This window comes from Natronomonas gomsonensis (assembly GCF_013391635.1).
Taxonomy (GTDB): domain Archaea; phylum Halobacteriota; class Halobacteria; order Halobacteriales; family Haloarculaceae; genus Natronomonas; species Natronomonas gomsonensis_A.
Genome location: NZ_JACAWU010000002.1, coordinates 368,413 through 390,081, shown reverse-complemented (window position 1 = coordinate 390,081; position 21,669 = coordinate 368,413). Strand labels below are relative to the sequence as shown.

Sequence of the window (21,669 nt, the reverse complement as noted above, 5' to 3'; positions counted from 1 at the left end):
AGACGTGGCGACTGCTGGCGTGTTATCGTGGTGTCTCGGTGCCCCACTTCTCCAGCGCCGTGGCGAGGTCCGGAACGGACTCGGCGCGCGACTGGAGTGACTCGCCCTCGACGGAGGCGTCGACGGCCGCCCGGAGTGCGCGAGCGCCCGCTTCGGTGCCATCGGGGTGGCCGTGAATGCCGCCGCCGGCCTGCACCATGACGTTCGTTCCCAGCGCATCGAGCAGTTGGTCGACGATGCCCGGATGGAGGCCGCCGCTTGCGACCGGCAGCACGTCGTTGTGACCGTGGAGGTCCGAGCGGAGCCACTCGTTGATGCCGGCAGTGTCTTCGTTTTCCAGTTTGCCGAGTCCGGCGGTACCGGTGTGGATGTGGTCGACGCCGGCCAGTCGAGCGAACTGTGCGAGACAGCGCATCGAGACGCCGTGTTGGGGCAGGCGGTCGAAAGCCGCGTGCATCGCGCGGTGAGCGTGAATCGCCAAATCGAGGTCATCGGTCCGGCGGCGGACAGTCTGGAGGCCGCTCCAGCCCGCCGTGATGATGTCGACCATCACGAACGACCCACCCTGGTCGGCGACGTAGTCGGCGCGGCGGACCATCTCGTCGGTTTCGGCGGTGATGTTGACGAGGTAGTCCTTTCGCTCGCTAGTTTCCTCCTCGGCGCGGTCCCGCGCTTCCAGGGAATCGGCAACGCGCGTCTCGAAGGGGTTGAAGTCCTGGTCGGTGAGGTTCTCGTCGTCCTTCAGGAGGTCGACGCCGCCGACCCACGCGTCGTAGCCGACCTGGACGTGCTCTTCTGTCGACAGCCCGACTTTCGGCTTGGGGACGGTCGCAAGCGGCGGTCGGTCCCCAGCGTCGAGGATTTCGGTCCGGACCGCCGAGCCGTACTGCGGTCCGGGGAACGAGGTGGCCAGCCTCTCGGGCCACTCACAGTCGAGCAGTCGGATGGTGTCGACGGCTTTCATCCCCATGATGTTGCCGGCGATACAGGACAGCACCTGTGCCATGCTGCCGTCCTCGAACAGCGCCTCGGGGTAGGCGACGGTCACCTCGGTTCCGTGTTCGCCAACGTCGCCGATGTCGCAGGCCAGAGCCGAGTACTGCCGCACGTCGGATTCCGGCGAGAGCGCCGCCCACGTGCCGTTGGAACTCTCGGATGCGACCCGAGCGGCTGCCGCTTCGACCGACAGTCCTTCTCCCGGCACGAGCCGGAACGTACAGACGAGGTCGTCGGGTTGGGGGTCGTAGCTCTCGTCGAGGAAGTCGGCGTACTCCATACCGAGAACCTTCGTCCCCCGGTGACTTAATACGGGTTGCCGGCCGGTGCGATTCCGAGCAGAAGAGCAGCGCTCACGAGAGCGTCGAAGTCAGTCGAGAACAGTGTTTCGCCGTACCGGACCGGCCGTCGGCAGCGACCGGTCGGTGGCCGAGTCGCTCGGCCCGATATCAGTCCGGCTCTTCGCTGGTGTAGCTCCTGTAGCTCATCACCGACCCGTCGACGATGACCGTGTCGACGCCGTGTTGGCGTTCGTGCGGCGGGTCCTCGCCCAGCGCTTCCGTCTCAGCGTCGCCGTACTCGTATGGTGTGTGGTGTTTAACCATACCAGTGTGTCGGCACCCATCGCATATAAATCCTTGTCAGACGTTACCACTCGAATCGAGCCGGCGTTGTCGGGGCTCCCCGGAATGGAATCGATATAAGTAACCCACTATCGACGGCGACGAACCTAACATTGGAAACACGAAACGCGAGGTACGTTCATGAAGCGACGCACGTTTCTCGGGGCGACGGGGGCGACTGCCGCCGGGCTACTGGGAGCCGGAACGGCCACCGCACAGGTAGAGACTCCGATAGAAGACGTCGAGATACTGACCGACTCCTATGGCGTCAGCCACGTCTATGCCGACGACGTGTACTCGTTGAGTTTCGGCAACGGCTACGTCCAAGCGCGGGACCGCCTGTTCCAGATGGACGCCGTCCGACTGCTCGGCCGCGGCGAGAGCGCCGAGTGGCTCGGCCCCGCACAGCTACCTTCCGACATCGAGGTTCGCCGCGATCTCTACAGTCGCGAGGAGATAAACCAACAGTGGGAACAGGCGAGCGAAACGACCCGAGAGGCCCTCCGCGGGTACGCCGACGGCGTCAACCGGCAAATTAGCGAACTGGCAGCGAAGGGGAACCTCCCCGGGGAGTTCGCGGCGCTGGGGCGGACCCCTGAACCGTGGAAGCCCGAGGACTCCATCGCGTTCATCAACTACGCCATCGGCTTCTTCGGCGTCGGCGGCGGCAGCGAACTGTCGAACGCGAAAACACTCGCGGAGATGTTCGAGAACTTCGACAGCGAACGTGAGGCGTGGGAGGCCTACGGCGACTACAACCACGTCGTCGTCCCCGACGAGCACTACGGCTCCGTCGGCGAGGACGAAATCGAGAAAACAGACGAGGAGGCCCTCGCATACGACGACCTCTCCGAGGAGCAACTCGAGGCGATTCGGGCCGCCAAAGATGTCGAACCGTGGGGTGTGAGCAGCGCTCTCGAGATCCCCGACGGCGTCACCGAGGGGCTCCGACAGTCTCGCGGGATGATGGAGGGGTTCAAGTTCGGCTCCAACGCCATTATCGTCGGTAGCGAACTCAGCGCCGTCGACAAACCGATTCTCGGTGCCGGTCCCCAGATGGGGCTGTTCAAGCCGCCGATACCCTACGAGGTTGGCCTCCACGGCGACGGCTTCGACGTAGTCGGGATGGGCGTCGTCGGCGCGCCGGCGCTGGTCATCGGCCGGACCCCCGAAATCGCCTGGACGGTCACCACCTCCGGCGACGACATGGTCGACACCATCGCCGTCGAACTCGCCCCCGACGACAAACACCGCTACAAGTGGGACGGCGAGTGGCACGAGATGGCCACCGAGCAGGTGACCCACTACACCAGTCCGGTCGGCGGCGCCACGCAGGGACAGACTGACCCCGAGAGCTACGACGTGGTCCAACAGGAAGTCGCCCGCGTCGAGCAGGAAGGGACCTCGATGCCGGTCGTCGCGTGGAATCCCGAGGAGAACATCGCCTACTGTCAGCGCGTGACGACACGCATGGACGAACTCGACGGCGCCTTCCAGTGGGCCGAAGTCGGCCGCGCCAACAGCATCGACGAGTTCGAGTCGTACCTCTCGGAGTTCCCGTTCGGCTTCAACTTCCACGTCGTCTCCGACGAGGAAATCGCGTTCTTCCGCACGGGCAAGCTTCCCGACCGCCGCGGCGACGGCGACCCCCGGATGCCGAAACCCGTCTCCGAACACGACTGGGGCGGCGTCGACGTGGGGACGAACATCGGCGCCAGCGTCCGCAACCCCGACCGCGGCTACGTCGTCAACTGGAACAACGCCCCGGCACCGGGGTGGCGCTCCGGCGACTCCGAACAGCAGTGGGGCACCGTCCACCGCGTCGACGTGATGGAGCGACTCATCGGCGAGGCCATCGAGCGCACCGACGGCAATCTCACCAGACAGGACGTCGCGGACATCGTCGAGGACTGCGGGGTCGAACACCCCTTCGCCCCGCGGTCGGTGCCCGCGATGATAGATGCCACTCGGCCGGGCTTCGTCGACTCCCAGTTGAAGGCGATGGCCGAAGAACTGGAGACGTGGAAAAGCGAGGACTACTCGTTCCGCCCCGGCTCGAACGGTACCTACGACAACGGCGGCATGGCAATCTGGGAAGAGGTCCGCAAAGAGCTCCAAGAGTTGGTGTTCGAAGACGAGTTGGGCGAACGGACGCCAACGCTGAACTACGACCCGACCGCTGTCGACGGCCAGGGCGGCGGCGACCCCCACGCCGCAGACCACGGCGCGACGGTCAACGAGGACGTAACGCTCGTCGCCGCCATCGACGGCGATACCGACCACCGGTGGTTCGACGACATCGACGGCGAGAACAAATCCTCCCGAGTTCAACAGCGAAGCGCAGTCATCCGGAAGGCGATGCAGCGGGCCGCCGACACGCTGTCGGATCGCTACGGCAGCGACGACCCCGCCGACTGGCTGTTGGAGAACCGCCAAAGCGAGTTCTCGCCGCTCGGCGCCGCCAATCCCAGTCGTATCCCGATGTCGAACCGCTCGAGTTTCCAGCAATCCATCGTCATCGGCAAGGGACTCGACGACTCGAAGTCGGTGCTGCCGCCGAGTAACTCCGGCCACCAGAGCATCGACGAACTGCCGTTGACGTTGGCCGGCGACGAACCCGACCGACTGACCAACCAACTCGACCTCTACGTGAATTTCGACTACAAGCCCCACCCAATCACCCGCGAGCAGGTCGAGTCCCGAGCGGTCGAACAGAAGACCGTCCGGACCGGCAGCTACGACACCGTCGATGTGGGACGCCCGGTGACTGACCTCGCGGTCCACCTCCTGTCGGTCCCCGGCGGCGGCATTCGTGCCGTCCGGAACGTCCCCGTGCAACTACAACGGAGCATCAACGGCATCCTCGACCGCGCAACCGAGGCGCCCGCCGAAGCCTCAGCGGGCGACACCGAGGTGCCCGAGACGCCCGAAGCGCCGACCGGTGACCTTTCCAGCGGACTCGGCGACCTGTTGGAGTGAGCCTCAGCCGTCCAGTACGGTATCCAACTCGGCCAGCGAGTCGATGACGTAATCCGGCCGAAGGTCGCTTTTTTCGATGTCGTCGTCCGTCGAGACGCCGGACCGAACCAGTACCGTCGTCATTCCCGCTCGTTCCCCCAGAGCGATGTCGGTGTTCAGTCGGTCGCCGACGACGAGACACCGCTCCGGGGAGGCGTCGAGGACATCGAGCGCAGCGCGTCGAGCCTCCGCGGACGGTTTGCCGAGGATTCGTTCGGGGTCGCGTTCGATGATACCACCGATGGCGTTGATGACCGCGCCCGACCCCGGAATCATCCCGTCGTGGTGTGGGACGAGCAAATCGGGGTCTGTCCCGTAGAACGTCGCGCCGGCGTCTAGCGCGCGGTAGCCCGCGAGCATGTCACCGTAGCCGAACTCCCGGTCGTAGGAGGCGACCAACACGTCGGTTTGGGTGGCGTCGGGAGCGAGGTCGATACCGGCGGCCTCGAACTGTTCGCGGAGTCCCTCCGAGCCGACGAGAAACACCGAATCGTCGTCGTGTTTCGTGGCGAGAAACCGCGTCGTGACGGTGCCGGCGGACAGTATCCACTCGGGGTCGACACTGATGCCGAGGTCGCACAGGCGGTCGGCGTAGGCTGCCCGTGACTTCGTCGGGTTGTTCGAGAAGAACAGCGTCCGCGTTCCGTCCGCGCGGAGGCGGTCGATGGCCGCCGCCGCGCCGGGAATCAGTTCGTCGCCGCGGTACACCGTCCCGTCGAGGTCCAGTACCGCGCCCTCGTATGCCATACCCGGGGTAGGCGTCGGTCGGTGTTAACCCTCGGTGTCGAGGCGAGTTCCGAACCGAACTATCGTCGCCGCGGCCGTCGGGAGGACGACCGAGACGGCGAGTATACCGAGCGACAACGGGAACGCCGTCGCGACGGAGCCGAGCGTCCCGTGCCAGGCCAACACGACGCCGTAGGTCCCGAGGACGAACGCCCCGAAGTACACCCCGAGGACGAACGCCCGGCCGGTCGAGACGGCAACGAGCCCCAACAGCGCACCGGCGACGACTAATCCAGCCCAGTGGACAGCGCTCGCGATGACGCCGACGACGAAGACGGCGAGGATGGCCGCCTCGGTGCGGGGCCCCTCGCGGACGCCGCGCAGGCGTTCGGCGGCGCTCATGATTCCCCCTCGAATCGGATGACGACCGGACCACGCTGTTCGAAGGGGAGCGGGTCGGTGTCGCCGGCCGCCCATGTGCCGAGTCGGTCGTCGTAGTGTGGCGAGTAGGGATTACCGGACTGCCCACCGGGCAGCGACCCGACGCCGCCGTCGCCGTCGACGACCATCCGGAAGGAGGCGCCGACCTGCGTCGAGCGGTCCGAGCGGAAGTTGAACACGGTATCGGGCGACCCGTCCATCGCGCGTTCCTCGTAGTCGAGGAAGGAAAGCGGGAACGGGTGGTTCAAATCCAGTTGGTTGTAGTCGCCGTAGGTGTCGTAGCCCGCGCTGTCGATTCTCTCGAGCGTCCGGTTCAGCGCCCGCGCGGCAATGTCGGCGCGGGTCTCAGTTTCGCGGGTCCGTGGGTCGTCGAACCACCTGCTGTCGGCCGGCAGCGTCTCCAGCGTCCGGTCGGCCGGGAAGTACGACTCGTCGAGGCCGTTGGCGCGGAACTGCGGCCCCCACGTCGCATTGCGGTAGGCGTCGAGCCACAACCGGAACACCAGCGCCGCCTCCGAGTCGGCCTCCATCCGGCGGTCCCACGCTTCGAGGTCGTCGACCACGGCGCGCTGCTCCGGCGTCATCTCCTCGCGAGCGCCGGTCAGGTGCGGCAGGAACGCTTCGGCCGCCTTCGAGTAGGTGTCGCTCTGCAGGTCGGTGTGGAACGACCGGTTCATGGGTTCGCCCGAGGCGGCCCGTTCGTCGAGTCGCTCGTAGATGCGCTCACCGCGGTAGCCGTCGGCATAGCGCGTGCTTCGGGCGATGTAGAACGGTGGGTCGTCGGTCGTCCGCTGATTGGCCGTCGCAACGTACGGCGCGTTGCGTATCTCGGGGTACCGCTCGAAGTCGACGAACCCGGGGCCGTCGAAGTCGCTGACGCCGTAGGGCTCGAAGCCGGCCCACTCGCCGTCGCCGGCCGACCCGTCGAAGACCCGGTCGCCGGCGACCGTCTCGTTGTCGACGGTTCGAATCGGGTACTGGCCGGTGATGCGGAACAGCGTCTCGCCGTCACGGTCGGCGGCGACGATGTTCTGTGTCGGCAGGTCGAATCGTCGGAGGGTCTCACGAACGTCGTCGACGCTGTCGGCGTGGTTGAGGTCGTAGACGGCCTCGGCTTCCCGCGTCCCCGTGAGGCCGAGCCACGCCACCGCGACGCGTTGGCCCTCGCGTTCGAGCAGCGGCCCGTGGACGGTCTTCTGTACCTCGACGGTTCGGTTTTCGCCGCCGGAGACTGCGATGGTCTCCGTTCGCGACTCGACGGTTCGCGTCTCGCCCTCGTAACGGTAGGTCTCCTCGTCGACCCACTCGTAGGCGTAGGTGTCGAGTACGTCAGCGCCGACGTTGGTGAAGCCCCACGCCACCTCGTCGGTCGCGCCGATGACGACCACGGGAAGGCCGGGGAAGGAGACGCCGCGAACGCTCGTCTCGGGCGATTGGAGGTGCATCTCGTACCACGTCGGCGGCACCGTGAGCTGGAGGTGGGGATCGTTGGCGACGACCGGCGTGCCGTCTTCGGTCATATTGCCGGAGACGACCCAGCTGTTCGAGCCGATTCCCCGTTCGGGTTCGTACGACGCGACGGCGTCGTGTATCGCACCGAAGTCGGCTTTTTCAGGGGCAGGGCGGGCGACGGAGGCTTGGGAGTCGGCGGTGCCGGCCGTCCCGTTGCGGACGATGGGCGTGTCGTGGTCGAGTCGGTCGGGGTACAGCTCGCCCGAACCGTCGACGCGCTCTCGAACCGTCGTCTCCTCGATGTCGGCGAAGGAGCCAGTCAACCCCCACGAGACGAGTTTGCCGACGAGAAGCGTGTCCTGTGGCGTCCACCGGTCGGGTTCGTAGCCCGCGACCTGGAACTCCACGGGCAGCGGTCGGTCGTCCATGTAGCGGTTGACACCGTCGGCGTAGGCCTCGACGCCGGCGCGGGTCTCCTCGTCTTCAATGGCTTCCCACGAGGCGTTGGCGGCGGCCGCGAAGTCCATCTGGCGGTGGAAACGGTCGGATTCGACCTGTCCGGGGCCGAACGCCTCGGCGAGTTGCCCCCGCATCAGTCGGCGCTGCAGGTCGAGTTGGAACAGGCGGTCCCGAGCCTGCACGTAGCCGACGGCGTAGGCCAGCGCTCGGTCGTTTTCGGCCTCGACGTGTGGGACGCCGCGCTCGTCGTACCGGACCGTCGCCTCCCCATACGGGCTGTCGACGGTCGTCGGCCCGTTCGCCGCCCGGGAGAGTTGGCTGCCGGTCGAATCGGGGTTCGCTTCGTCGGTCAGCGCCCACGCGTCGCCGCTGAACGGCGCAACGAGGCCGATTGGGCCGCTTGCGACGACGAGACTGCCGACGAGGACCGCCGCGAGGAGGACTGCGAGAAGCCGCTGTCGAGTCGGGCGCATACCCACCGGACACGGCCGAGGGTCAAAAATCTACGTCGCGTTACTCCTCTGAGAGTTCGAGTGCTTCGACGATGCGACGACCCTCTCCGTCGGCGTCGTACCGGTAGACGACATCCTCATCCTCGTCTTCGGTCGCCCGATGGGAGCCGTCACACAGCGGTCGTTCCGAGGAGAGTCCACACTGACAGAGGAACAGTTTGCCGTCCTCAGCGAGGTCGGACTCGTCGAACACTGCCGGAGTAGTCGCCTCGTGGCGGACTTCGCGTGCCATACCGCGACTCCGACGCGAGCGGGAAAAAGGGTGACGCGGCGGGTTCAGGAATCGTTGGCCTGCTCGAACCAGTCGGGGCGGTCGACGCTCGTGTCGTTGATTTCGCCGAAGCCCATCTGGACGGAGACCGTCCGGTCGGACTCGACGACGAACGCCGCTCGCCGGATGGTTCCCCGCTCGTCAACGACGATGCTCGTCTCGAAGCTGTCGATGTCGCTCTCGTCGGCATCGCTTCGGAGGATGGCGCCCGGGTCGGTGACGTTCTCGCTGGCGTAACTGTAGAACGTCCCCCGGTCGGTTTCGTGGACCGTCGCGTCGCCGTACTCGACGTTGGCCAACAGTGGTCCGACGAACTGGATGCCACTGAACTCGGACATGTTGTACGCCCGGTCGGAGTCGTTGTACCGGACCTCGTTACCGGATTCGACCCGGATGTAGACGCGGTCGTCCTCGAAGTAGGACACTTGTGATGCCTCCCCAGTGTCCTGAATGACGTAAGCGCGTTCGTCATTGCGGTCGACGATTTGCTGGTAGGTGAACGTCGTGTTCGCCTCCCCCTCCTGGATGAGGCTGTCGTAGCTGAAGATGTAGCCGTCGTAGCCGGTGAGTGCGTCGAGATGCGTCGTAGCGGCCGTTCCTGCGTCTGTGACGCCGCCGGGGCCGTAGCCGTCGGGATACGCCGCGTCGGTCGGTCCCTCACCGGGTTCGGCCTCGGGGTCCGCCGACGGGACGCTGTCGCTTGATTCGCTTGTCGGCGTCGGCGTTGCTGTGGGCGTCGGCGTCGCACCGTCCGCCTCGGGCGTCGTGTCGGTGCCGCCTTCGTCCCACACTGGAAGCGCGGAACAGCCGGCGAGCGACACGAACAACACGAGGGCGGCGAGAACTCCGAGTCGGCGGTTCATGCCGATTCCTGTCACCGAGAATGTAAAAACGCTGTGTTCGGTTCAACTACTGTCGACCCAGGAGGGTCGCTCGACAGTCGTCTCTCCGAGCGACGACAACTCGAAGGACATGTCGACGGTCCGCTCAGTGCCGTCGACGGTGTAGGTGATTTCGTACTCCGCGGTGTGGATGAGACCCTCGCTGTCGACGACGAAACTGGCGTCGAACGTCGAGACGTTCTCAGCACTGTCGACGCCGAGGAAGCTCCCCGCGCCCTCGATGTCGCTGGACTCGTAGACGACGACGGTTTCGCCGTCTCGCTGTTCGACGCTCGCGTCGTACTGGGAGGCGTTGAGCAGGAACGGCTCGACGGCCTCCGACGCCGTCAATTCCGAGGCCGGGAACGTCTCGTTCGAGGAGGCCACGTCGCCGTACTGACCGTTGTAGGAACTCCGGTTGTACTGCTCGCCGTCGCCGTAGTAGGTCTCACTCGTCCCGTTGGCGCTGTCGGTTTCGACCGCAACGGTTCGCAGCGCCTGTTCGTTCTCGAAGTCGACGCGGTAGTCTCCCTCGACGAGGGTTTCCCCGTCTTGGGTGTCGATGGTGTACTGGTAGTCGCCGGTGTAACTGCCCTGCGATTGGACGGCCGCGTCGTAGCTCTCGACGGCCTGTTGGCCGTCAGTGATGCCGTCGGAGCCGAACCCGTCGGCATACTCGAACTCCGAGGGGTCTTCGGGGGCCGGCGTGCCCTCGGGTTCGGGCGTTCCGTCGCCGCCGCTGTCACCGACGAGTCCGGAACACCCGGCGAGTAACACGACGACCACGACCGAGACGGTTAGTGTCGAACGGGATACCATATCCGACGTGGTTGCGTACCACGTATAAGGGTAGTGGCCATAGCGCGAATATGGACGGTATCGTCTTCTTTCGAACGCAGCGACTCGACGAGGTCGTCGACTTCTACACCGAACGTCTCGGCGCCGACGTGTGGCGCGAACAGCCCGACTGCACCATCCTCGAAGTCGGTGGGTTCCGGTTCGGGTTCTGTGAGCGCGAGACCGCTGAAACCGACGGCATCCTCACCTTCGTCGTCGATTCCAGAGCGGCGGTCGACCAACTCTACGCCGAACTGGAGTCCGTCGGGGAGTCCCCACCGACCTACAACGAACGCTACGGGATTTACCAGTGTTTCCTCACGGACCCGGAGGGCCGAACCGTCGAGATACAGGTCTTCGAGTAGTCACGCCGCCGCTTCGATGGAGTCCAGTCGCTCTCGTCGCCGCTGTTCGCGTCGCTCGACTAGCTCCTCTTGGAGGCGGTCGGCGACGATTTCGCGGAGTTCGCTCGCCCTCGCCTCGTCGATGTCGAGTGCTCGGGTGGCCCCGCTCGTCAGACCGCTGGACCCGGCGGTGTCGACGACGAGCGTCGCCAGTCGACGGCGGCGCTGGAAAATCGTCTGGGAATCGACGACGGTCTGGACCCGGTAGTAGGGAACGACCGAAATCGTTCGCGTCCAAAAGCCCTCCCGGAGGACGACGTACTCCGACTGGAGGTCGTAGCCGAGGTTGCGCCACTTCAGGTGTGCGGCCACCGGCGCTGCGACGACCAACACGGCCGTCGCGTACCACGCGAACGTGAATCCCGTGAACCGGTCGACGGCGAAGGCGGCGGCGACGACGACGGCAGCGACGATGCCGTAGCGGACGACGTACCGCTGGCGGGCGCGTTTCGGCGGACGCTCGAATGCCACGTCCTCGAAGGACTCGACGGACTGGGCGAGGTCGAACACCCGCCGGCGGTCGGCGAGCGGCACCGCCGACTGTGAACCAGCATCGTTCGGGGAGTAGCCAGCCGTCTCGACGGCCAGGGAGGCGTACCCGAGGTGTCGGGCGATGACGTTCTCCGAAATCGAGAGCGTCTGGACCTTCTCCAGTGGGATGGTGCCGCTGAACCGCTGGAGGAGTCCTCGCTCGTAGTGGAGTTCCTCGGACACCCGCGACAGCCGGAACCCGTAGTAGTTCGTCACGGCCAACGCGCCGCTTATCGCAGCGGTCACGGCGACGATTGCGACGGCCGCAAGCGGTGCCGTCACGGCGAGCCCCACCAGTGGGTCGCCGAACTGCCCGGTGAGCGACGGCGCGACGACCGGCAACAGCACCGTCACGAACGACAGGAGCCGGAGGTCGATGCCGATGACGCCGAGCAACGCGAGTTCCTTCGACGTGATGGCGAACAGTTCACGTTCGGTCGGCGCGGCGGCGGTCGTCTCGTCGGTCGAGGCCTCGCCTCGTTTGAGCCGGCCGATTTCCGACTGGAGTCGCTTTGCCTCCTCGAAACTGACGTACTTCAGGGAGGCTTCCGTCGAGGAACCACCGGCGGTTTCGAGGTCGATTTGGGCGATGCCGAGCAGTCGGTGGACGACGTTGCGCGAGATGTCGACGTTCTGGACCCGACGAATCGGGATTTCTCGGTTCCGCCGGGAGACGACGCCCGAAGCGATGTCGAGGGTGTCCTCGGTGAGTTCGTACTCGAAACGCTGGTAGTAGACGAATTGGTACGCGAGCGTGACGAGGAACCACGCGACGACGACCAGTCCGACCCCCGTGAACCCGCCGAACGTCTGGTTGCCGAAGACGAGGAAGATGAGCACCCACGCCAACCTGAGGACCGACTCGCCGGCGCGGTACGGAATCGACAGCGGGTCGAGATTCATTACACTGCGTCCTCGCCTTCGGCGGCGATGGCCAACTGTTTCAGCCGGTCCTGGAGGTCATCGGCCCGCTCCGGAGTCAGTCCGGGTATCGACACGTCGGCGCCGCGAGAGCCGGCGGTGTAGACGACGGTCGTCGCCAGCCCGAACGTCCGCTCTATGGGGCCGCGGCTGGCGTCGACGTGTTGGATGCGGACGTAGGGGACGACGGTCTTCACCCGGGTCACGACGCCGCGTTCGAGATACAGCGAGTCCTCCCGGACCTCGTAGGCCCACGACCGATACCGGAGTACCGCCAGCGTCGCGCCCAGAAGGAACACGACGGTGAAGACGACGCCGCCGAGCCACGGGTCGCCGGGAGAGAAAAACGCGAACGCGACAGCAGAGATGACACCGAGAACCGCCGCCGAGATGCCGCTCTGCAGTATCCAGACTGCCTGAATCTCCGGTTCGAGCGTCTGCTGGGGTCCGATGAGGGATTCGATGTCGGGAACGGGTTCCTCGGGTGACCCCTCGGTGTCGGCGTCGGTGTCGTCCGCTACCCGCCGAACAGCCGGCGCTAACTCGTCGCCGAGGGGGCCGTCGCCTGCTGGGTCCGAATCGTCCATTGGGTTTCGTTGTGAGCGGGTCGTATATAGTAGGCCGTGTCCGGTCGCCGTCTCACTCGCGGTGGATGCGGCCGGCAGTCACGTCTATCGGGGCGGCAAACCGCAGTCGTGGGTCGCCATCGGGGCGCTCGAAGCCGTTGGCCGAAAACAGCGTGTTCGTCCGGATGTCGGCGGTGGCCGGTGCCAGCGACCACGGTTCGTGGTCGATGTCGCCGTAGTACAGTCGGCCGCCATCGTCGGTCGTGTAGAACCGATAGCGTTCGGTGAGGAACGCGTCGAGCGAGCCGGGAGCGGGCGTCTCGAAGGCACCCTCCGGGCCGTAGGTCGCATCGAACGCCGCCGGCGCGGCGCCGGTATCCCGGCGGTGGCTCCTGAAGGTGACCTCGCGGTCGGTGCCCTCCCCGCGCGTCTGGATATCCATCTCGGCGCGGTAGTACGGTAACTGGAACAGCGCTCGTGCGAGGCCGACGCCGACGCGGTCGTCGGCATCGAGATTGAAGAAGTACACGCCCGGCCGGCCGTTGACGCTGACGTACGTCCGGAGGTTGAGTTCGCCGAACTGGAGGCCGACGGGAACGCCTCGGGGACGGATGTCTGCCATCACGAACGGGACGACGCCGAGGTAGGCATCACCGTCGTAGGTGTCGACTGAGACGCCGTCGGGGAGGCGTCGAGCGACGGGTTCGGCGTCTATCAGCCAGTGAGCGAACAGCAGGTCCCGCCACGTCATCGAGAGCAGTACCCGCATACCTGAACGTACGGCCGCCGTCGGTTTCGGCGTGTCGGTCCCGGAGGTTACAGGAGGTGGGCGTCGACGATGTCGACGAGTGGAACCACCGGTTCGTCGGGGTGAAGCGCGAGAAAGACGCCGCTGTGGCCGGCGTAAACGCGGAGTATCTTCACGCCGTCCATCGCGGTCGTCACGTAGTTCACCGACCCCGCATCGGGGAGGAGTTCCTCCGAGAACAGCGCAATTTCGGCGAAGTCGACGTTGACGTAGTCGTGGAGTTCCGAGAAGTGTTGCTCCATCGCCTCCTCGTCGGGGTACATCGCCCGCGTCTCGGGGGCGACGTACAGCGGTTCGAACCGGTCGGGGTCGAACCGAACGACGCTGAACACTGTTTCCTCGGCCCGGTTACGAATCAGCTCGACGGCGTCCGTCACCTCGCCGTCCGGTCCGGAGGCGTCGGTCGATGCCATACGTGTTGTGAACTGTTGTCACGATAAAAAAGCGTTGGCTGAATCGAGACTGGAAACGCCCGATTCGGCGAGCGTTTTTGTCTCGGCCGACCGAACAGTCACGTATGGAATTCCGCGTCGTACAGGGCGATATCGCTGCACAGTCGGCGGACGCACTCGTCAACGCCGCCGGGACAAGCCTCCAGATGGGGTCGGGCGTCGCAGGCGCGCTCAGACGATCGGCCGGTCGTGGCCTCAACGAGGCCGCCGTCGCGGAAGGACCGGTCGACCTCGGAGCGGCGGCCGTCACCGACGCCTTCGACCTCGACGCCGACTACGTGATTCACGCGGCCGCGATGCCGCACTACGGCGACGGTCAAGCGACCGCCGAGAGCATTCGAGATGCGACCCACAACGCGCTCGCCGCCGCAGACCGACGCGGCTGTGAGTCGCTCGTGATTCCCGCCCTCGGCTGTGGCGTCGCCGGATTCGACCTCGAAGAAGGTGCCCGTATCATCGCCGAAACCATCGATGCCTACGACCCCGAGTCGCTGTCGGACGTGCGGTTCATCGCCTACAGCGACGAGGAGTTCGAAACCGTTCGAACCGTCGCCGGGGCGGTCCGAGCCTCGGAGTGACCGCCGGCGTATTTAACGAACCGTTGTATCGCGGCAACACGCACACCCGTCCGGAGCGTTGGGTAGAAAACATGAGGCGGCTGTTCACGTACGCGCTGGCCGTGGTGGGCACATTCGGAGTCCTCGGCGTCGGGTTGGGCCTGGCCGGGAACTTCACGCTCAGTTTCTTCATCGAGCAGTTCGTCGACCCCGGAACCAACCCCCTCGACGTGACCCAGGTCGGCCTCATGTTCCTCGTCGTCATCGTCATCGTGTATGCGACCGGCCCGATAGCCTCGGTCGTCGCCGGCGTCGTCATCGGACAGGTGCTCCCCGACAGGGAAGGTGCCGCGGCGGTCGTCGTCGGCATCAGTTCGTTCCTCGGATACTACCTATTCGTCGCGCTGTCGCTGTTCTTCACGTTCTCCGTCCTCGCCGAGTACGGCGCTTTGGGTGGAGGCGGCGGGAGCGGAGGCGGTGGAGGCGGCCCGCTCGACCCGGCGGGCCTCCTCACGCTGACCGTTCAGGTGAGTCTCCCGGTCGGACTGGTCGGCTTGGTGAGTGCATACATCACGAGTCGGGTGAGCGACGGCGAGAAAGTGGCGGCCGTTCCGGCGCCGGACCGGTCGACCGAGACCGGAGACGACGAGTCCATCCAGTAGTTCGGTAGCGTTCTCAGTGGGCGATTTCGGAGAGCATCCGCGCCTCGATTTTCCGGAGGTGTTCCCCGACGGTCGTCGTCGACACGTCGAGTTCGTCGGCGATGTCCTGGTGGGTCGCTCGGCGGGGTACCTCGTAGTACCCGAGGTCGGAGGCCGTGTTGAGTATCTCCTGTTGGCGGTCGGTGAGCAGCGAGGAGAGTTCCCGGAGTTCGGGGTCGTAATCCGAGAGTTGTTCGAGTTCCAGCCGGATGCTGTCGGGAACGTCGTCGATTGCACGGCGGACGGTCTCCTCCTTGCCGATGATGGCGACACGGAAGCCGTCGCCGCCGTACTCGATGGGGGTGTCGACGACGAACTCGTGTTCCTCGGTGAGGTCGAAGAGGGCGGCGCCGGCCTCCGTTGGCTCCGTGTGTACGTACGCCTGCAGGCCGTCTCGAACCGACGAGACGTTGTACGAGAGGATTTCCTCGCAGTCCTCGAATATCGCTTCGAGTCGTTCGCGGCTCCCCCGAAGTTGGGTCAAAAGCACCGCCGTGCCGTCGTTGAGGCGGTTGAAGTGTAGGATGGACTCCCGCGTCAGCGACGGGTCGGCCTCGATTTCCTCTCCCACGGGGTCGATATCGCCGTCCGTGGGCATGAGAGAGACTTTGACGTACCGCATCAACCCGTCGTTGGCAGGCGGGCTATATATCTTCCTCGCTCGGGTCGAATCGCGTGGAACCGGTCATTGCCGGCAGTAGCCGTAACCGGATTGGACTCCTCTACCCCGATAGAGACGATGAACCGGGGAGTAACCGTCGGATTCGTGACCGTCCTGACGCTTGCGCTTATTGTCGGCGCCGTACCCAGCAGTGCCGGCGTCGCGGCCGCGAGCCACGAACCCGAAAGCGCGGAGTTCACCGTTGAGCCGATGGGCGACCGCTCGCCCGGCGCGACCGACGTGAAGTACGGCCAGTTCGTCGTCGGGGAAGCCGGAACGGACTTCGAGACGCTCGAAACGCTGTTGGCCGTCTACGAGGAGGGGAGTTTCGAGGGCTGTGGACCCTCCAACTCGGAAACGTTCGGTATCGACCGCGGGAGCACCTACGACGGCCAGAAGGTCGACGAGAGCCTCGAGAGCAACGTCAAGAGCTTCTCCGCCGGCGAGGACCGCTTCGAAGTCGACTTCTACGGCGAGGACGATTTCGGCGGCTCGACGACACACCTTGACGACGGCGACGAAATCGTATCGGTCGCCACGTGTTACACGAACCCCGACGAGCCCGGTTGGTATCAGGTCACCGGGAGTACGACGGGCGTGACCGCAAGCGGCGAGCGGAAGACCATCGAGGCCGAATCCCACTACTTCTGGATTTGTGACTGTGAGAACGAAGCCGAGGCCAGAGAGCAACTCGGACCGCCGCCGTCGGAACCGGAGCAGACGCCGACGCCGGAACCGACGCCCGAGTCCTCCGAAGAGAGCACGCCTGAAGACGACACGACGAGCGAGGACACCTCGACGACCGAATCCGAATCGACACCGACCCCCGACGACACTCCAGCCGAGACGACGCCGCAGTCGACGCCCGAACCGACCGCGACACCGGAGCCGACGGCGCGGCCGCAACCGACGCCCACGCCGACTGAGGCACAGTGGGAACGTGAAGTCGTCCAGTCACCGACGGCCGGCGACGGCGCGGGCTTCGGCGGCGGCGTCGCCGTCGTGGCGTTGGTCGGTGCGGCGTTGCTCGCTCGTCGGCGCTGAGTGCCGATTTATTCGTGACCCGAGATGGGGACGGGTTCGTACGGCTCTTCGAGGTACGCGATGTCGCTGGCCGAGAGGTCGATTTCCAGCGCCTCGACGGCGTCTTCGAGGTGCTGAATCTTCGAGGCGCCGATGATGGGAGCGTCGACCCAATCCTTGTGTAGCAGCCACGACAGCGACAGCTGCGCCATCGAGATGCCCTTATCAGCGGCCAACTCCTGGACGCGTTCGTTGATTTCCTTCCCTCCGTTGTTGGCGTAGGGGTGCTCTTGGGCGTAGTCGTCTGTTTCGGCGCGCTTCGTCGACATGTACTCCTCGTGGGGGCGAGTGAGGTACCCCCGAGCCATCGGGCTCCAGGGGACGACGCCGAGGCCCTCCTTCTCACACAGCGGGAGGGTCTCGCGTTCCTCCTCCCGGTAGACGAGGTTGTAGTGGTTCTGCATCGTCGCGAACCGCTCTAACCCCTCCCTGTCGCTCGTATGTAGCGACTCGGCGAGTTGGTGGGCCCACATCGAGGAGGCACCGATGTGACGGACCTTTCCGCGGCGGACGGCGTCGGTCATCGCCCGGAGCGTCTGCTCGATTGGCGTGTCGTAGTCCCAGCGGTGAATCTGATAGAGGTCGATGGTATCCATCCCGAGGCGGTCCAGTGAAGCGTCGAGTTCCTGCTCGATGGCCTTCCGGGAGAGCCCACCGGAGTTCGGGTCGTCGTCGCGCATTCGGAAGAAACACTTCGTCGCGACGACGCTCTCCTCGCGGTGGCCTTCGAGGGCGTCCCCGAGGATGCGCTCGCTCTCGCCGCGAGAGTACATGTTGGCGGTGTCGAAGAAGTTGATGCCGAGGTCCCGCGCCCGTTCGACGAGTTCGTGGCCGAACTCCTCGCCTTTGACCCACTCCCGCCAGTCGGAGTCGCCGAAACTCATACAACCGAGACAGAGGCGTGACACTTCGATACCGGTCGAACCCAGTGTGGTGTACTCCATAGCGGGTCGACGCTCGCCCCGAGCAAAAAGCTACCCGAGCGTTTCGGAGTCGATTCGGCCGATACCAACGCGGAGAGCGACGGCCGCAACGGCCGCGAGGACAGCATATCCCGCAACGTGGACGTAAGTCACGAGCGTCGGGCTGTCGATTGCGAGCAGGGCGACGGTCGTCCCCGGGTGTTCTGGAAGCGCCGTCGCCGCAGCGAAGGCCGCGAGCGCGCCGAAGGAGTACGTCAACTGGGCGCGCTGTCGGACGGGAACCGTGACCGCCAAGCCGGCAGCGAAGACTGCGGCGAGGACTGCTGCTGCCGTGGTGAGTACCACCAGTGCGAGGACGTTCGAGATGGCGATGCCGTTGGCACCCAAGAGGACGACCCAGAGCAGCAGTTGTAGCGGCGCGAGGGCCGCCATGAGGCCGGCTTTCCCCTCGACGATTTCGACCAGCGAGGCCGGCGTGACCCGAAGCAGTTCGAGGGTCCCGCGTTCGACCTCCTCGGTCACCGAGTCGACGACGACGGCGCCGCTGATGAACACCGGCAGGAAGACGAGCAACGGAACGAGAATGGTGTAGGTGAAGCCGAAGTAGGGGCTGGCGTCGACCGACGGCGGCAGTGGGATGGGGTCGAAGTCGAGGTGTGCCGCACGGTCCCGTCGCTCGCTGCGTTCGAGTTGCTCCAGCGCCGCCCGGAGACGAACGACGACGAGCGTCTTCTGGAGACTCGACTGCGGTGCCTCCACCGACACCTCGATGCGGCCGTTTCGGTGTTCGGCGACGGCGACGGCCGCCGCATCACCCCTGTCGAAACCGTCTCGGGCGTTGGAGCGGTCCCGGTACTCGACGGGGTTCAGGCCCTCGATTTCGTTGCCCGCCGCAATCAGTTCGTCGGCGGCCTCGCCCGTGACGGCGACCTGTATCTCCTCGCCGCCCCCACCGGGGTCGTACAGTGATGTGAGACCGACGACGAGGAACGACGAAAAGCCCGCGATAATCAATTGGATGAGAATCGCGAGGACGATAGTCTTCTCGCGGGACAGCGAGCCGAGTTCCCGTCTGGCGATGGTCGTTCTAGACAAGGCGGCTCACCACCGCGAGGTTGTAGACGAGATGAACCGCGATTGCCGCGACGAGTCCGACCACGAAGCCGGTCCGGTCACGGCTCGCACCGAGTGCCGACAGTATCGACGTGACGACGTGCAGCGCCAGCGGCGCGACTGCGAGCAGTGCGATAATCGCGGGGTTTTGGGTTCCGAGGCCGGTCTGGAAGGCCGCGTCGGCCACCTCGGTCCCCGGGAGCCCGACGAGTTGGACGGCGAGTGAGACCTTTTCGGCGAGGAAGAAGCCGACGCCAGCGGCCGCGCCGACGACGACGGCGACGGCCATCGAGCGGTCGTAGCGGCCGTGGACGTACCCCGCGTATATCGGCAATCCCTTCGCCAACTCCTCGATGACGGCGATGGTGGCGAAGACCAGTGGCACGGAGACGGCGACGGGGAGGGCAAACAGCAGCGCGACGGCGAGCAACTCGGCGACGAAGACGAACGGGACGAGCAACGCGACGACCAAGAGGAGACTCCGGGGCCGCCGGATACGGCCCGCCAGCGCATCCAGCGCCTTCAGGTGGACCGGTCGCTGGGTGAAGAGGTCCTCCTCGCGGTAGACGCCCAACCCCAGCAGAAAGCAGACCCCGGCGACGAGGGTGACGGGGCCGGTCGCGAAGGCGAACTCGCCGGGGGTGACGCCCGCTCCGGTGAGGTCCCGAACTGCGACGGTGAGCGGCGAGACGAAGGCGACTGGGCTGGTCTGGGTGAAGATGGCGGGGACGAACGCATACGAGGTCAACACCGTACTCGCGGTGACGGTGACGAAGGTGAGTTCCTTGAACGAGCGGGCGAACATCGCGCCGAGGAACGTCGTCGCGAGAAACAGCAGTGCAAGCGGCAGAACCGCAAGCACCGACAGCGGGCCGGCCTCACCGCCCAACGCCCACAGGCCGGCGACGACGGCCGTGGTAATGGCCAGCGCCGCGGCGAGATACGGGAGCGTCTTCCCGAAGACGATTTCCGCGGGGCTGACGGGCGCGACGAGCAGGAGTTCCCCACGGCGATTCAGTCGCTCCGAGAGCATCGAACTGCCGTAGGCCTGGATGACGAAGTTCAGCGGCAACACGAAGAGGAAGGCCAACACGAGCGACTGGAAGGGAAACGGCGGCGAGATGTCCGAGGGCGACCCCGTCGACTCGGTGGTGTCGAACAAATCGAAGGCGCCCAGCGACGGTGCGCCGATGGACCCGTCGTCGGTCGTCTCCCCGTCGGAACCGCCAGCATCTCCACTGCCGGTACTGCCGCCGTCGGTGCCGCCGGTTCCGGTACCCCCGGAACCGTCACCGCTGCCGGAGTCACCCCCGCCGCCCCCGTCACCTCCCGCGTCGAAGCCCCGTTCGACGTACCGAATCGTCACTGTCACCGGGAAGGCGGCCGTTTCGTTGTCCTCCTCGAACATCCGCCGGTCGTTGTAGCGGTCGACGGACTCCCGCAACGCCGCGACGGCCGCCCGGCTCTTGTCCGTCGGCGCTCCCCCTTCTGCTGCCAGATACAGCGTCGTTTCGTCGCCACGCTCCTCGATGTAGAGGTCGTATCGGCCGCCTGCCGGCAGCGTGCCGCTCTCGATGGCTTCGGGGTCCGGTTCGACGACGGCAAACGAGGAATCAGCCGCGATGGGGTCGTGAAGCCGGCTATCCTCGGAGACGCCGACGCGGTAGATGCCGTCTTCGAGGGCGACGCCGCCGCCAGCGACGGCGACGCCGACCGCGAGGACGAAGGCAGTAGCGGCGACGGCAACCGCAACCGCCCCACGGTCGAGCCCGCCGACGCCCTTGGTCGCCTCCCAGCGGGCGATGCGGAGGAGCTTTCGAGGCCGCATCAGGCCTCCGTCTCCCGCGCGTCGTCGGCCTCGGCGAGGTCGAGAAACAGCCGTTCGAGGCTCGGTTCGACGGTTCGGATGTCGTCGATTTCGCCGCCGCGGTCACTCGCAGTCGCTCGGAGTTCTTCGACCGACTCCATGTCATCGACGACGCTGCGATAGCGGCCGTTCTCCGCGACTGCGTCGGGTACGTCGACGGTCGTGAAGACGTGGTACTCGGTGTCGCCGTAGCGGTCTCGGAGGTCCTCGAGTGGACCCTTCGCGACGATTCGGCCCTCGTTCATGATGGCGACGCGGTCACAGACCTCCTCGACGTGATAGAGGTTGTGCGCCGAGAAGACGACTGTCCGGCCCTCCTCGGCCAACTCGCGGGTGAACTCGATGATGTAGTTGGTCGTCAGCGGGTCCAGCCCCGAGGCCGGTTCGTCGTAGACGAGCACGTCGGGGTCGTTGACGAGCGACCGGGCGATGGCGACCTTCCGCTTCATCCCTTTCGACATGTCGCCGAGGGCGCGGTCGCGGTGGTCGAGTTCGAGGCGGTCGAGGGCGTCGTGAATCCGGTCGGCGGCGGTCGACCGAGGCACGTCGTAGAGGTCGGCGAAAAAGCGGAGATACGACAGAGGTGTCATCTCCTCGTACAGCGGCGACTCCTCGGGAAGGAAGCCGAGTTTTCGACGCGTTTCGCGAGCGCCAGCGGGGGCGCCGTCGATTTCGACGCGGCCGCTCGTCGGTTCCAACAATCCGGCCAGCGTCTTCAGCGTGGTCGTCTTCCCGGCACCGTTCGGCCCGATGACGCCGAACACCTCTCCCGAATCGACGGCGAAGGAACTGCCCTCGACGGCGACGAACTCGCCGTACTCCTTCCGGAGGTCGCGTACGTCTATCACGGCCGAGGGGTAGAGCGG

At 65.9% G+C, this 21,669-nt stretch carries 22 protein-coding genes; 5 read left to right on the top strand and 17 right to left on the bottom strand.

Features of this window, described 5'->3' with window-relative positions; translation table 11 throughout:
- Nucleotides 1-22: 22 nt before the first annotated feature.
- Together rbcL and HWX69_RS10335 are read right to left on the bottom strand one after the other, a co-directional pair.
- On the bottom strand, nt 23-1,276 hold the full coding sequence (gene rbcL / locus HWX69_RS10340; RefSeq protein WP_178917033.1) for a type III ribulose-bisphosphate carboxylase: 1,254 nt from the start codon (nt 1,274-1,276) through the stop codon (nt 23-25).
- 169 nt (nt 1,277-1,445) lie between these two features.
- Nucleotides 1,446-1,601 (bottom strand): hypothetical protein, encoded by a 156-nt coding sequence (locus HWX69_RS10335; protein WP_178917032.1) that lies wholly within the window; start codon nt 1,599-1,601, stop codon nt 1,446-1,448.
- A gap of 159 nt (nt 1,602-1,760) precedes the next feature.
- On the opposite strand from HWX69_RS10335, the gene HWX69_RS10330 reads away from it, so the two are divergent.
- On the top strand, nt 1,761-4,598 hold the full coding sequence (locus tag HWX69_RS10330) for a penicillin acylase family protein (protein WP_178917031.1): 2,838 nt from the start codon (nt 1,761-1,763) through the stop codon (nt 4,596-4,598).
- 3 nt (nt 4,599-4,601) lie between these two features.
- Here HWX69_RS10330 and HWX69_RS10325 read toward each other — a convergent pair whose 3' ends face one another.
- Genes HWX69_RS10325 through HWX69_RS10300 form a run of 6 tightly spaced genes read right to left on the bottom strand, consistent with a single transcriptional unit; the run spans nt 4,602 to nt 10,198 of the window.
- Nucleotides 4,602-5,384: an HAD-IIA family hydrolase gene (locus HWX69_RS10325; protein WP_178917030.1), complete on the bottom strand. Its 783-nt coding sequence runs from the start codon at nt 5,382-5,384 to the stop codon at nt 4,602-4,604.
- A 24-nt stretch (nt 5,385-5,408) separates the two neighbouring features.
- Nucleotides 5,409-5,765: a hypothetical protein gene (locus HWX69_RS10320; protein ID WP_178917029.1), complete on the bottom strand. Its 357-nt coding sequence runs from the start codon at nt 5,763-5,765 to the stop codon at nt 5,409-5,411.
- Nucleotides 5,762-8,188 carry a penicillin acylase family protein gene (locus tag HWX69_RS10315; RefSeq protein WP_178917028.1) on the bottom strand — a complete coding sequence of 809 codons (2,427 nt, stop codon included), beginning with the start codon at nt 8,186-8,188 and terminating at the stop codon, nt 5,762-5,764. The genes HWX69_RS10320 and HWX69_RS10315 overlap by 4 nt, the downstream gene beginning before the upstream one ends.
- A 40-nt stretch (nt 8,189-8,228) precedes the next feature.
- A complete protein-coding gene (locus HWX69_RS10310) occupies nt 8,229-8,459 on the bottom strand; it encodes a CDGSH iron-sulfur domain-containing protein (RefSeq protein WP_178917027.1) in 231 nt (76 codons plus the stop codon).
- Nucleotides 8,460-8,503: 44 nt separating this feature from the next.
- A complete protein-coding gene (locus tag HWX69_RS10305) occupies nt 8,504-9,361 on the bottom strand; it encodes a hypothetical protein (RefSeq protein ID WP_178917026.1) in 858 nt (285 codons plus the stop codon).
- A 42-nt stretch (nt 9,362-9,403) separates the two neighbouring features.
- Complete coding sequence (locus HWX69_RS10300; protein ID WP_178917025.1) at nt 9,404-10,198, bottom strand: DUF7537 family lipoprotein; 795 nt, start codon at nt 10,196-10,198, stop codon at nt 9,404-9,406.
- A gap of 50 nt (nt 10,199-10,248) precedes the next feature.
- On the opposite strand from HWX69_RS10300, the gene HWX69_RS10295 reads away from it, so the two are divergent.
- Complete coding sequence (locus tag HWX69_RS10295) at nt 10,249-10,581, top strand: VOC family protein (RefSeq protein ID WP_178917024.1); 333 nt, start codon at nt 10,249-10,251, stop codon at nt 10,579-10,581.
- On the opposite strand, the gene HWX69_RS10290 is transcribed toward HWX69_RS10295, so the two are convergent.
- The 4 genes from HWX69_RS10290 to HWX69_RS10275 are packed head-to-tail and all read right to left on the bottom strand — an operon-like array spanning nt 10,582 to nt 13,859.
- Nucleotides 10,582-12,054: a PH domain-containing protein gene (locus HWX69_RS10290; protein WP_178917023.1), complete on the bottom strand. Its 1,473-nt coding sequence runs from the start codon at nt 12,052-12,054 to the stop codon at nt 10,582-10,584.
- Nucleotides 12,054-12,659: a PH domain-containing protein gene (locus HWX69_RS10285; protein ID WP_178917022.1), complete on the bottom strand. Its 606-nt coding sequence runs from the start codon at nt 12,657-12,659 to the stop codon at nt 12,054-12,056. The genes HWX69_RS10290 and HWX69_RS10285 overlap by 1 nt, the downstream gene beginning before the upstream one ends.
- A gap of 52 nt (nt 12,660-12,711) precedes the next feature.
- Nucleotides 12,712-13,407, bottom strand: a complete 696-nt coding sequence (locus HWX69_RS10280; RefSeq protein WP_178917021.1) for a YqjF family protein — start codon at nt 13,405-13,407, stop codon at nt 12,712-12,714.
- Nucleotides 13,408-13,454: 47 nt separating this feature from the next.
- Entirely contained in the window at nt 13,455-13,859 is a 405-nt protein-coding gene (locus tag HWX69_RS10275; RefSeq protein ID WP_178917020.1) for a hypothetical protein, read from the bottom strand.
- Nucleotides 13,860-13,963: 104 nt separating this feature from the next.
- Between HWX69_RS10275 and HWX69_RS10270 the strand changes: the two genes are divergently transcribed.
- Together HWX69_RS10270 and HWX69_RS10265 are read left to right on the top strand one after the other, a co-directional pair.
- Nucleotides 13,964-14,476 (top strand): macro domain-containing protein, encoded by a 513-nt coding sequence (locus tag HWX69_RS10270; protein ID WP_178917019.1) that lies wholly within the window; start codon nt 13,964-13,966, stop codon nt 14,474-14,476.
- Between the two features lie 71 nt (nt 14,477-14,547).
- Complete coding sequence (locus HWX69_RS10265; protein ID WP_178917018.1) at nt 14,548-15,117, top strand: hypothetical protein; 570 nt, start codon at nt 14,548-14,550, stop codon at nt 15,115-15,117.
- A 13-nt stretch (nt 15,118-15,130) separates the two neighbouring features.
- Here HWX69_RS10265 and HWX69_RS10260 read toward each other — a convergent pair whose 3' ends face one another.
- Nucleotides 15,131-15,778, bottom strand: coding sequence for a helix-turn-helix domain-containing protein (locus HWX69_RS10260; protein ID WP_178917017.1), 648 nt, complete (start codon nt 15,776-15,778; stop codon nt 15,131-15,133).
- A gap of 117 nt (nt 15,779-15,895) precedes the next feature.
- Between HWX69_RS10260 and HWX69_RS10255 the strand changes: the two genes are divergently transcribed.
- Nucleotides 15,896-16,861, top strand: coding sequence for a PGF-CTERM sorting domain-containing protein (locus HWX69_RS10255; RefSeq protein ID WP_178917016.1), 966 nt, complete (start codon nt 15,896-15,898; stop codon nt 16,859-16,861).
- Nucleotides 16,862-16,869: 8 nt separating this feature from the next.
- On the opposite strand, the gene HWX69_RS10250 is transcribed toward HWX69_RS10255, so the two are convergent.
- Genes HWX69_RS10250 through HWX69_RS10235 form a run of 4 tightly spaced genes read right to left on the bottom strand, consistent with a single transcriptional unit; the run spans nt 16,870 to nt 21,651 of the window.
- Nucleotides 16,870-17,844 carry an aldo/keto reductase gene (locus HWX69_RS10250; RefSeq protein ID WP_178917015.1) on the bottom strand — a complete coding sequence of 325 codons (975 nt, stop codon included), beginning with the start codon at nt 17,842-17,844 and terminating at the stop codon, nt 16,870-16,872.
- A 30-nt stretch (nt 17,845-17,874) separates the two neighbouring features.
- Nucleotides 17,875-18,918, bottom strand: coding sequence for an ABC transporter permease (locus HWX69_RS10245; protein WP_218644776.1), 1,044 nt, complete (start codon nt 18,916-18,918; stop codon nt 17,875-17,877).
- Nucleotides 18,911-20,764 carry a PrsW family glutamic-type intramembrane protease gene (locus HWX69_RS10240; RefSeq protein ID WP_178917014.1) on the bottom strand — a complete coding sequence of 618 codons (1,854 nt, stop codon included), beginning with the start codon at nt 20,762-20,764 and terminating at the stop codon, nt 18,911-18,913. The genes HWX69_RS10245 and HWX69_RS10240 overlap by 8 nt, the downstream gene beginning before the upstream one ends.
- Complete coding sequence (locus HWX69_RS10235; protein ID WP_178917013.1) at nt 20,764-21,651, bottom strand: ATP-binding cassette domain-containing protein; 888 nt, start codon at nt 21,649-21,651, stop codon at nt 20,764-20,766. Before HWX69_RS10235 ends, HWX69_RS10240 begins: the two co-directional genes overlap by 1 nt.
- Between the last annotated feature and the right edge of the window lie 18 nt (nt 21,652-21,669).

Excerpts from the sequence above, each read along its gene's own strand:
- rbcL (WP_178917033.1), bottom strand. The coding sequence starts at position 1,276 with ATGGAGTACGCCGACTTCCTCGACGAGAGCTACGACCCCCAACCCGAC.
- HWX69_RS10335 (WP_178917032.1), bottom strand. The coding sequence starts at position 1,601 with ATGGTTAAACACCACACACCATACGAGTACGGCGACGCTGAGACGGAA.
- HWX69_RS10330 (WP_178917031.1), top strand. The coding sequence starts at position 1,761 with ATGAAGCGACGCACGTTTCTCGGGGCGACGGGGGCGACTGCCGCCGGG.
- HWX69_RS10325 (WP_178917030.1), bottom strand. The coding sequence starts at position 5,384 with ATGGCATACGAGGGCGCGGTACTGGACCTCGACGGGACGGTGTACCGC.
- HWX69_RS10320 (WP_178917029.1), bottom strand. The coding sequence starts at position 5,765 with ATGAGCGCCGCCGAACGCCTGCGCGGCGTCCGCGAGGGGCCCCGCACC.
- HWX69_RS10315 (WP_178917028.1), bottom strand. The coding sequence starts at position 8,188 with ATGCGCCCGACTCGACAGCGGCTTCTCGCAGTCCTCCTCGCGGCGGTC.
- HWX69_RS10310 (WP_178917027.1), bottom strand. The coding sequence starts at position 8,459 with ATGGCACGCGAAGTCCGCCACGAGGCGACTACTCCGGCAGTGTTCGAC.
- HWX69_RS10305 (WP_178917026.1), bottom strand. The coding sequence starts at position 9,361 with ATGAACCGCCGACTCGGAGTTCTCGCCGCCCTCGTGTTGTTCGTGTCG.
- HWX69_RS10300 (WP_178917025.1), bottom strand. The coding sequence starts at position 10,198 with ATGGTATCCCGTTCGACACTAACCGTCTCGGTCGTGGTCGTCGTGTTA.
- HWX69_RS10295 (WP_178917024.1), top strand. The coding sequence starts at position 10,249 with ATGGACGGTATCGTCTTCTTTCGAACGCAGCGACTCGACGAGGTCGTC.
- HWX69_RS10290 (WP_178917023.1), bottom strand. The coding sequence starts at position 12,054 with ATGAATCTCGACCCGCTGTCGATTCCGTACCGCGCCGGCGAGTCGGTC.
- HWX69_RS10285 (WP_178917022.1), bottom strand. The coding sequence starts at position 12,659 with ATGGACGATTCGGACCCAGCAGGCGACGGCCCCCTCGGCGACGAGTTA.
- HWX69_RS10280 (WP_178917021.1), bottom strand. The coding sequence starts at position 13,407 with ATGCGGGTACTGCTCTCGATGACGTGGCGGGACCTGCTGTTCGCTCAC.
- HWX69_RS10275 (WP_178917020.1), bottom strand. The coding sequence starts at position 13,859 with ATGGCATCGACCGACGCCTCCGGACCGGACGGCGAGGTGACGGACGCC.
- HWX69_RS10270 (WP_178917019.1), top strand. The coding sequence starts at position 13,964 with ATGGAATTCCGCGTCGTACAGGGCGATATCGCTGCACAGTCGGCGGAC.
- HWX69_RS10265 (WP_178917018.1), top strand. The coding sequence starts at position 14,548 with ATGAGGCGGCTGTTCACGTACGCGCTGGCCGTGGTGGGCACATTCGGA.
- HWX69_RS10260 (WP_178917017.1), bottom strand. The coding sequence starts at position 15,778 with ATGCGGTACGTCAAAGTCTCTCTCATGCCCACGGACGGCGATATCGAC.
- HWX69_RS10255 (WP_178917016.1), top strand. The coding sequence starts at position 15,896 with ATGAACCGGGGAGTAACCGTCGGATTCGTGACCGTCCTGACGCTTGCG.
- HWX69_RS10250 (WP_178917015.1), bottom strand. The coding sequence starts at position 17,844 with ATGGAGTACACCACACTGGGTTCGACCGGTATCGAAGTGTCACGCCTC.
- HWX69_RS10240 (WP_178917014.1), bottom strand. The coding sequence starts at position 20,764 with ATGCGGCCTCGAAAGCTCCTCCGCATCGCCCGCTGGGAGGCGACCAAG.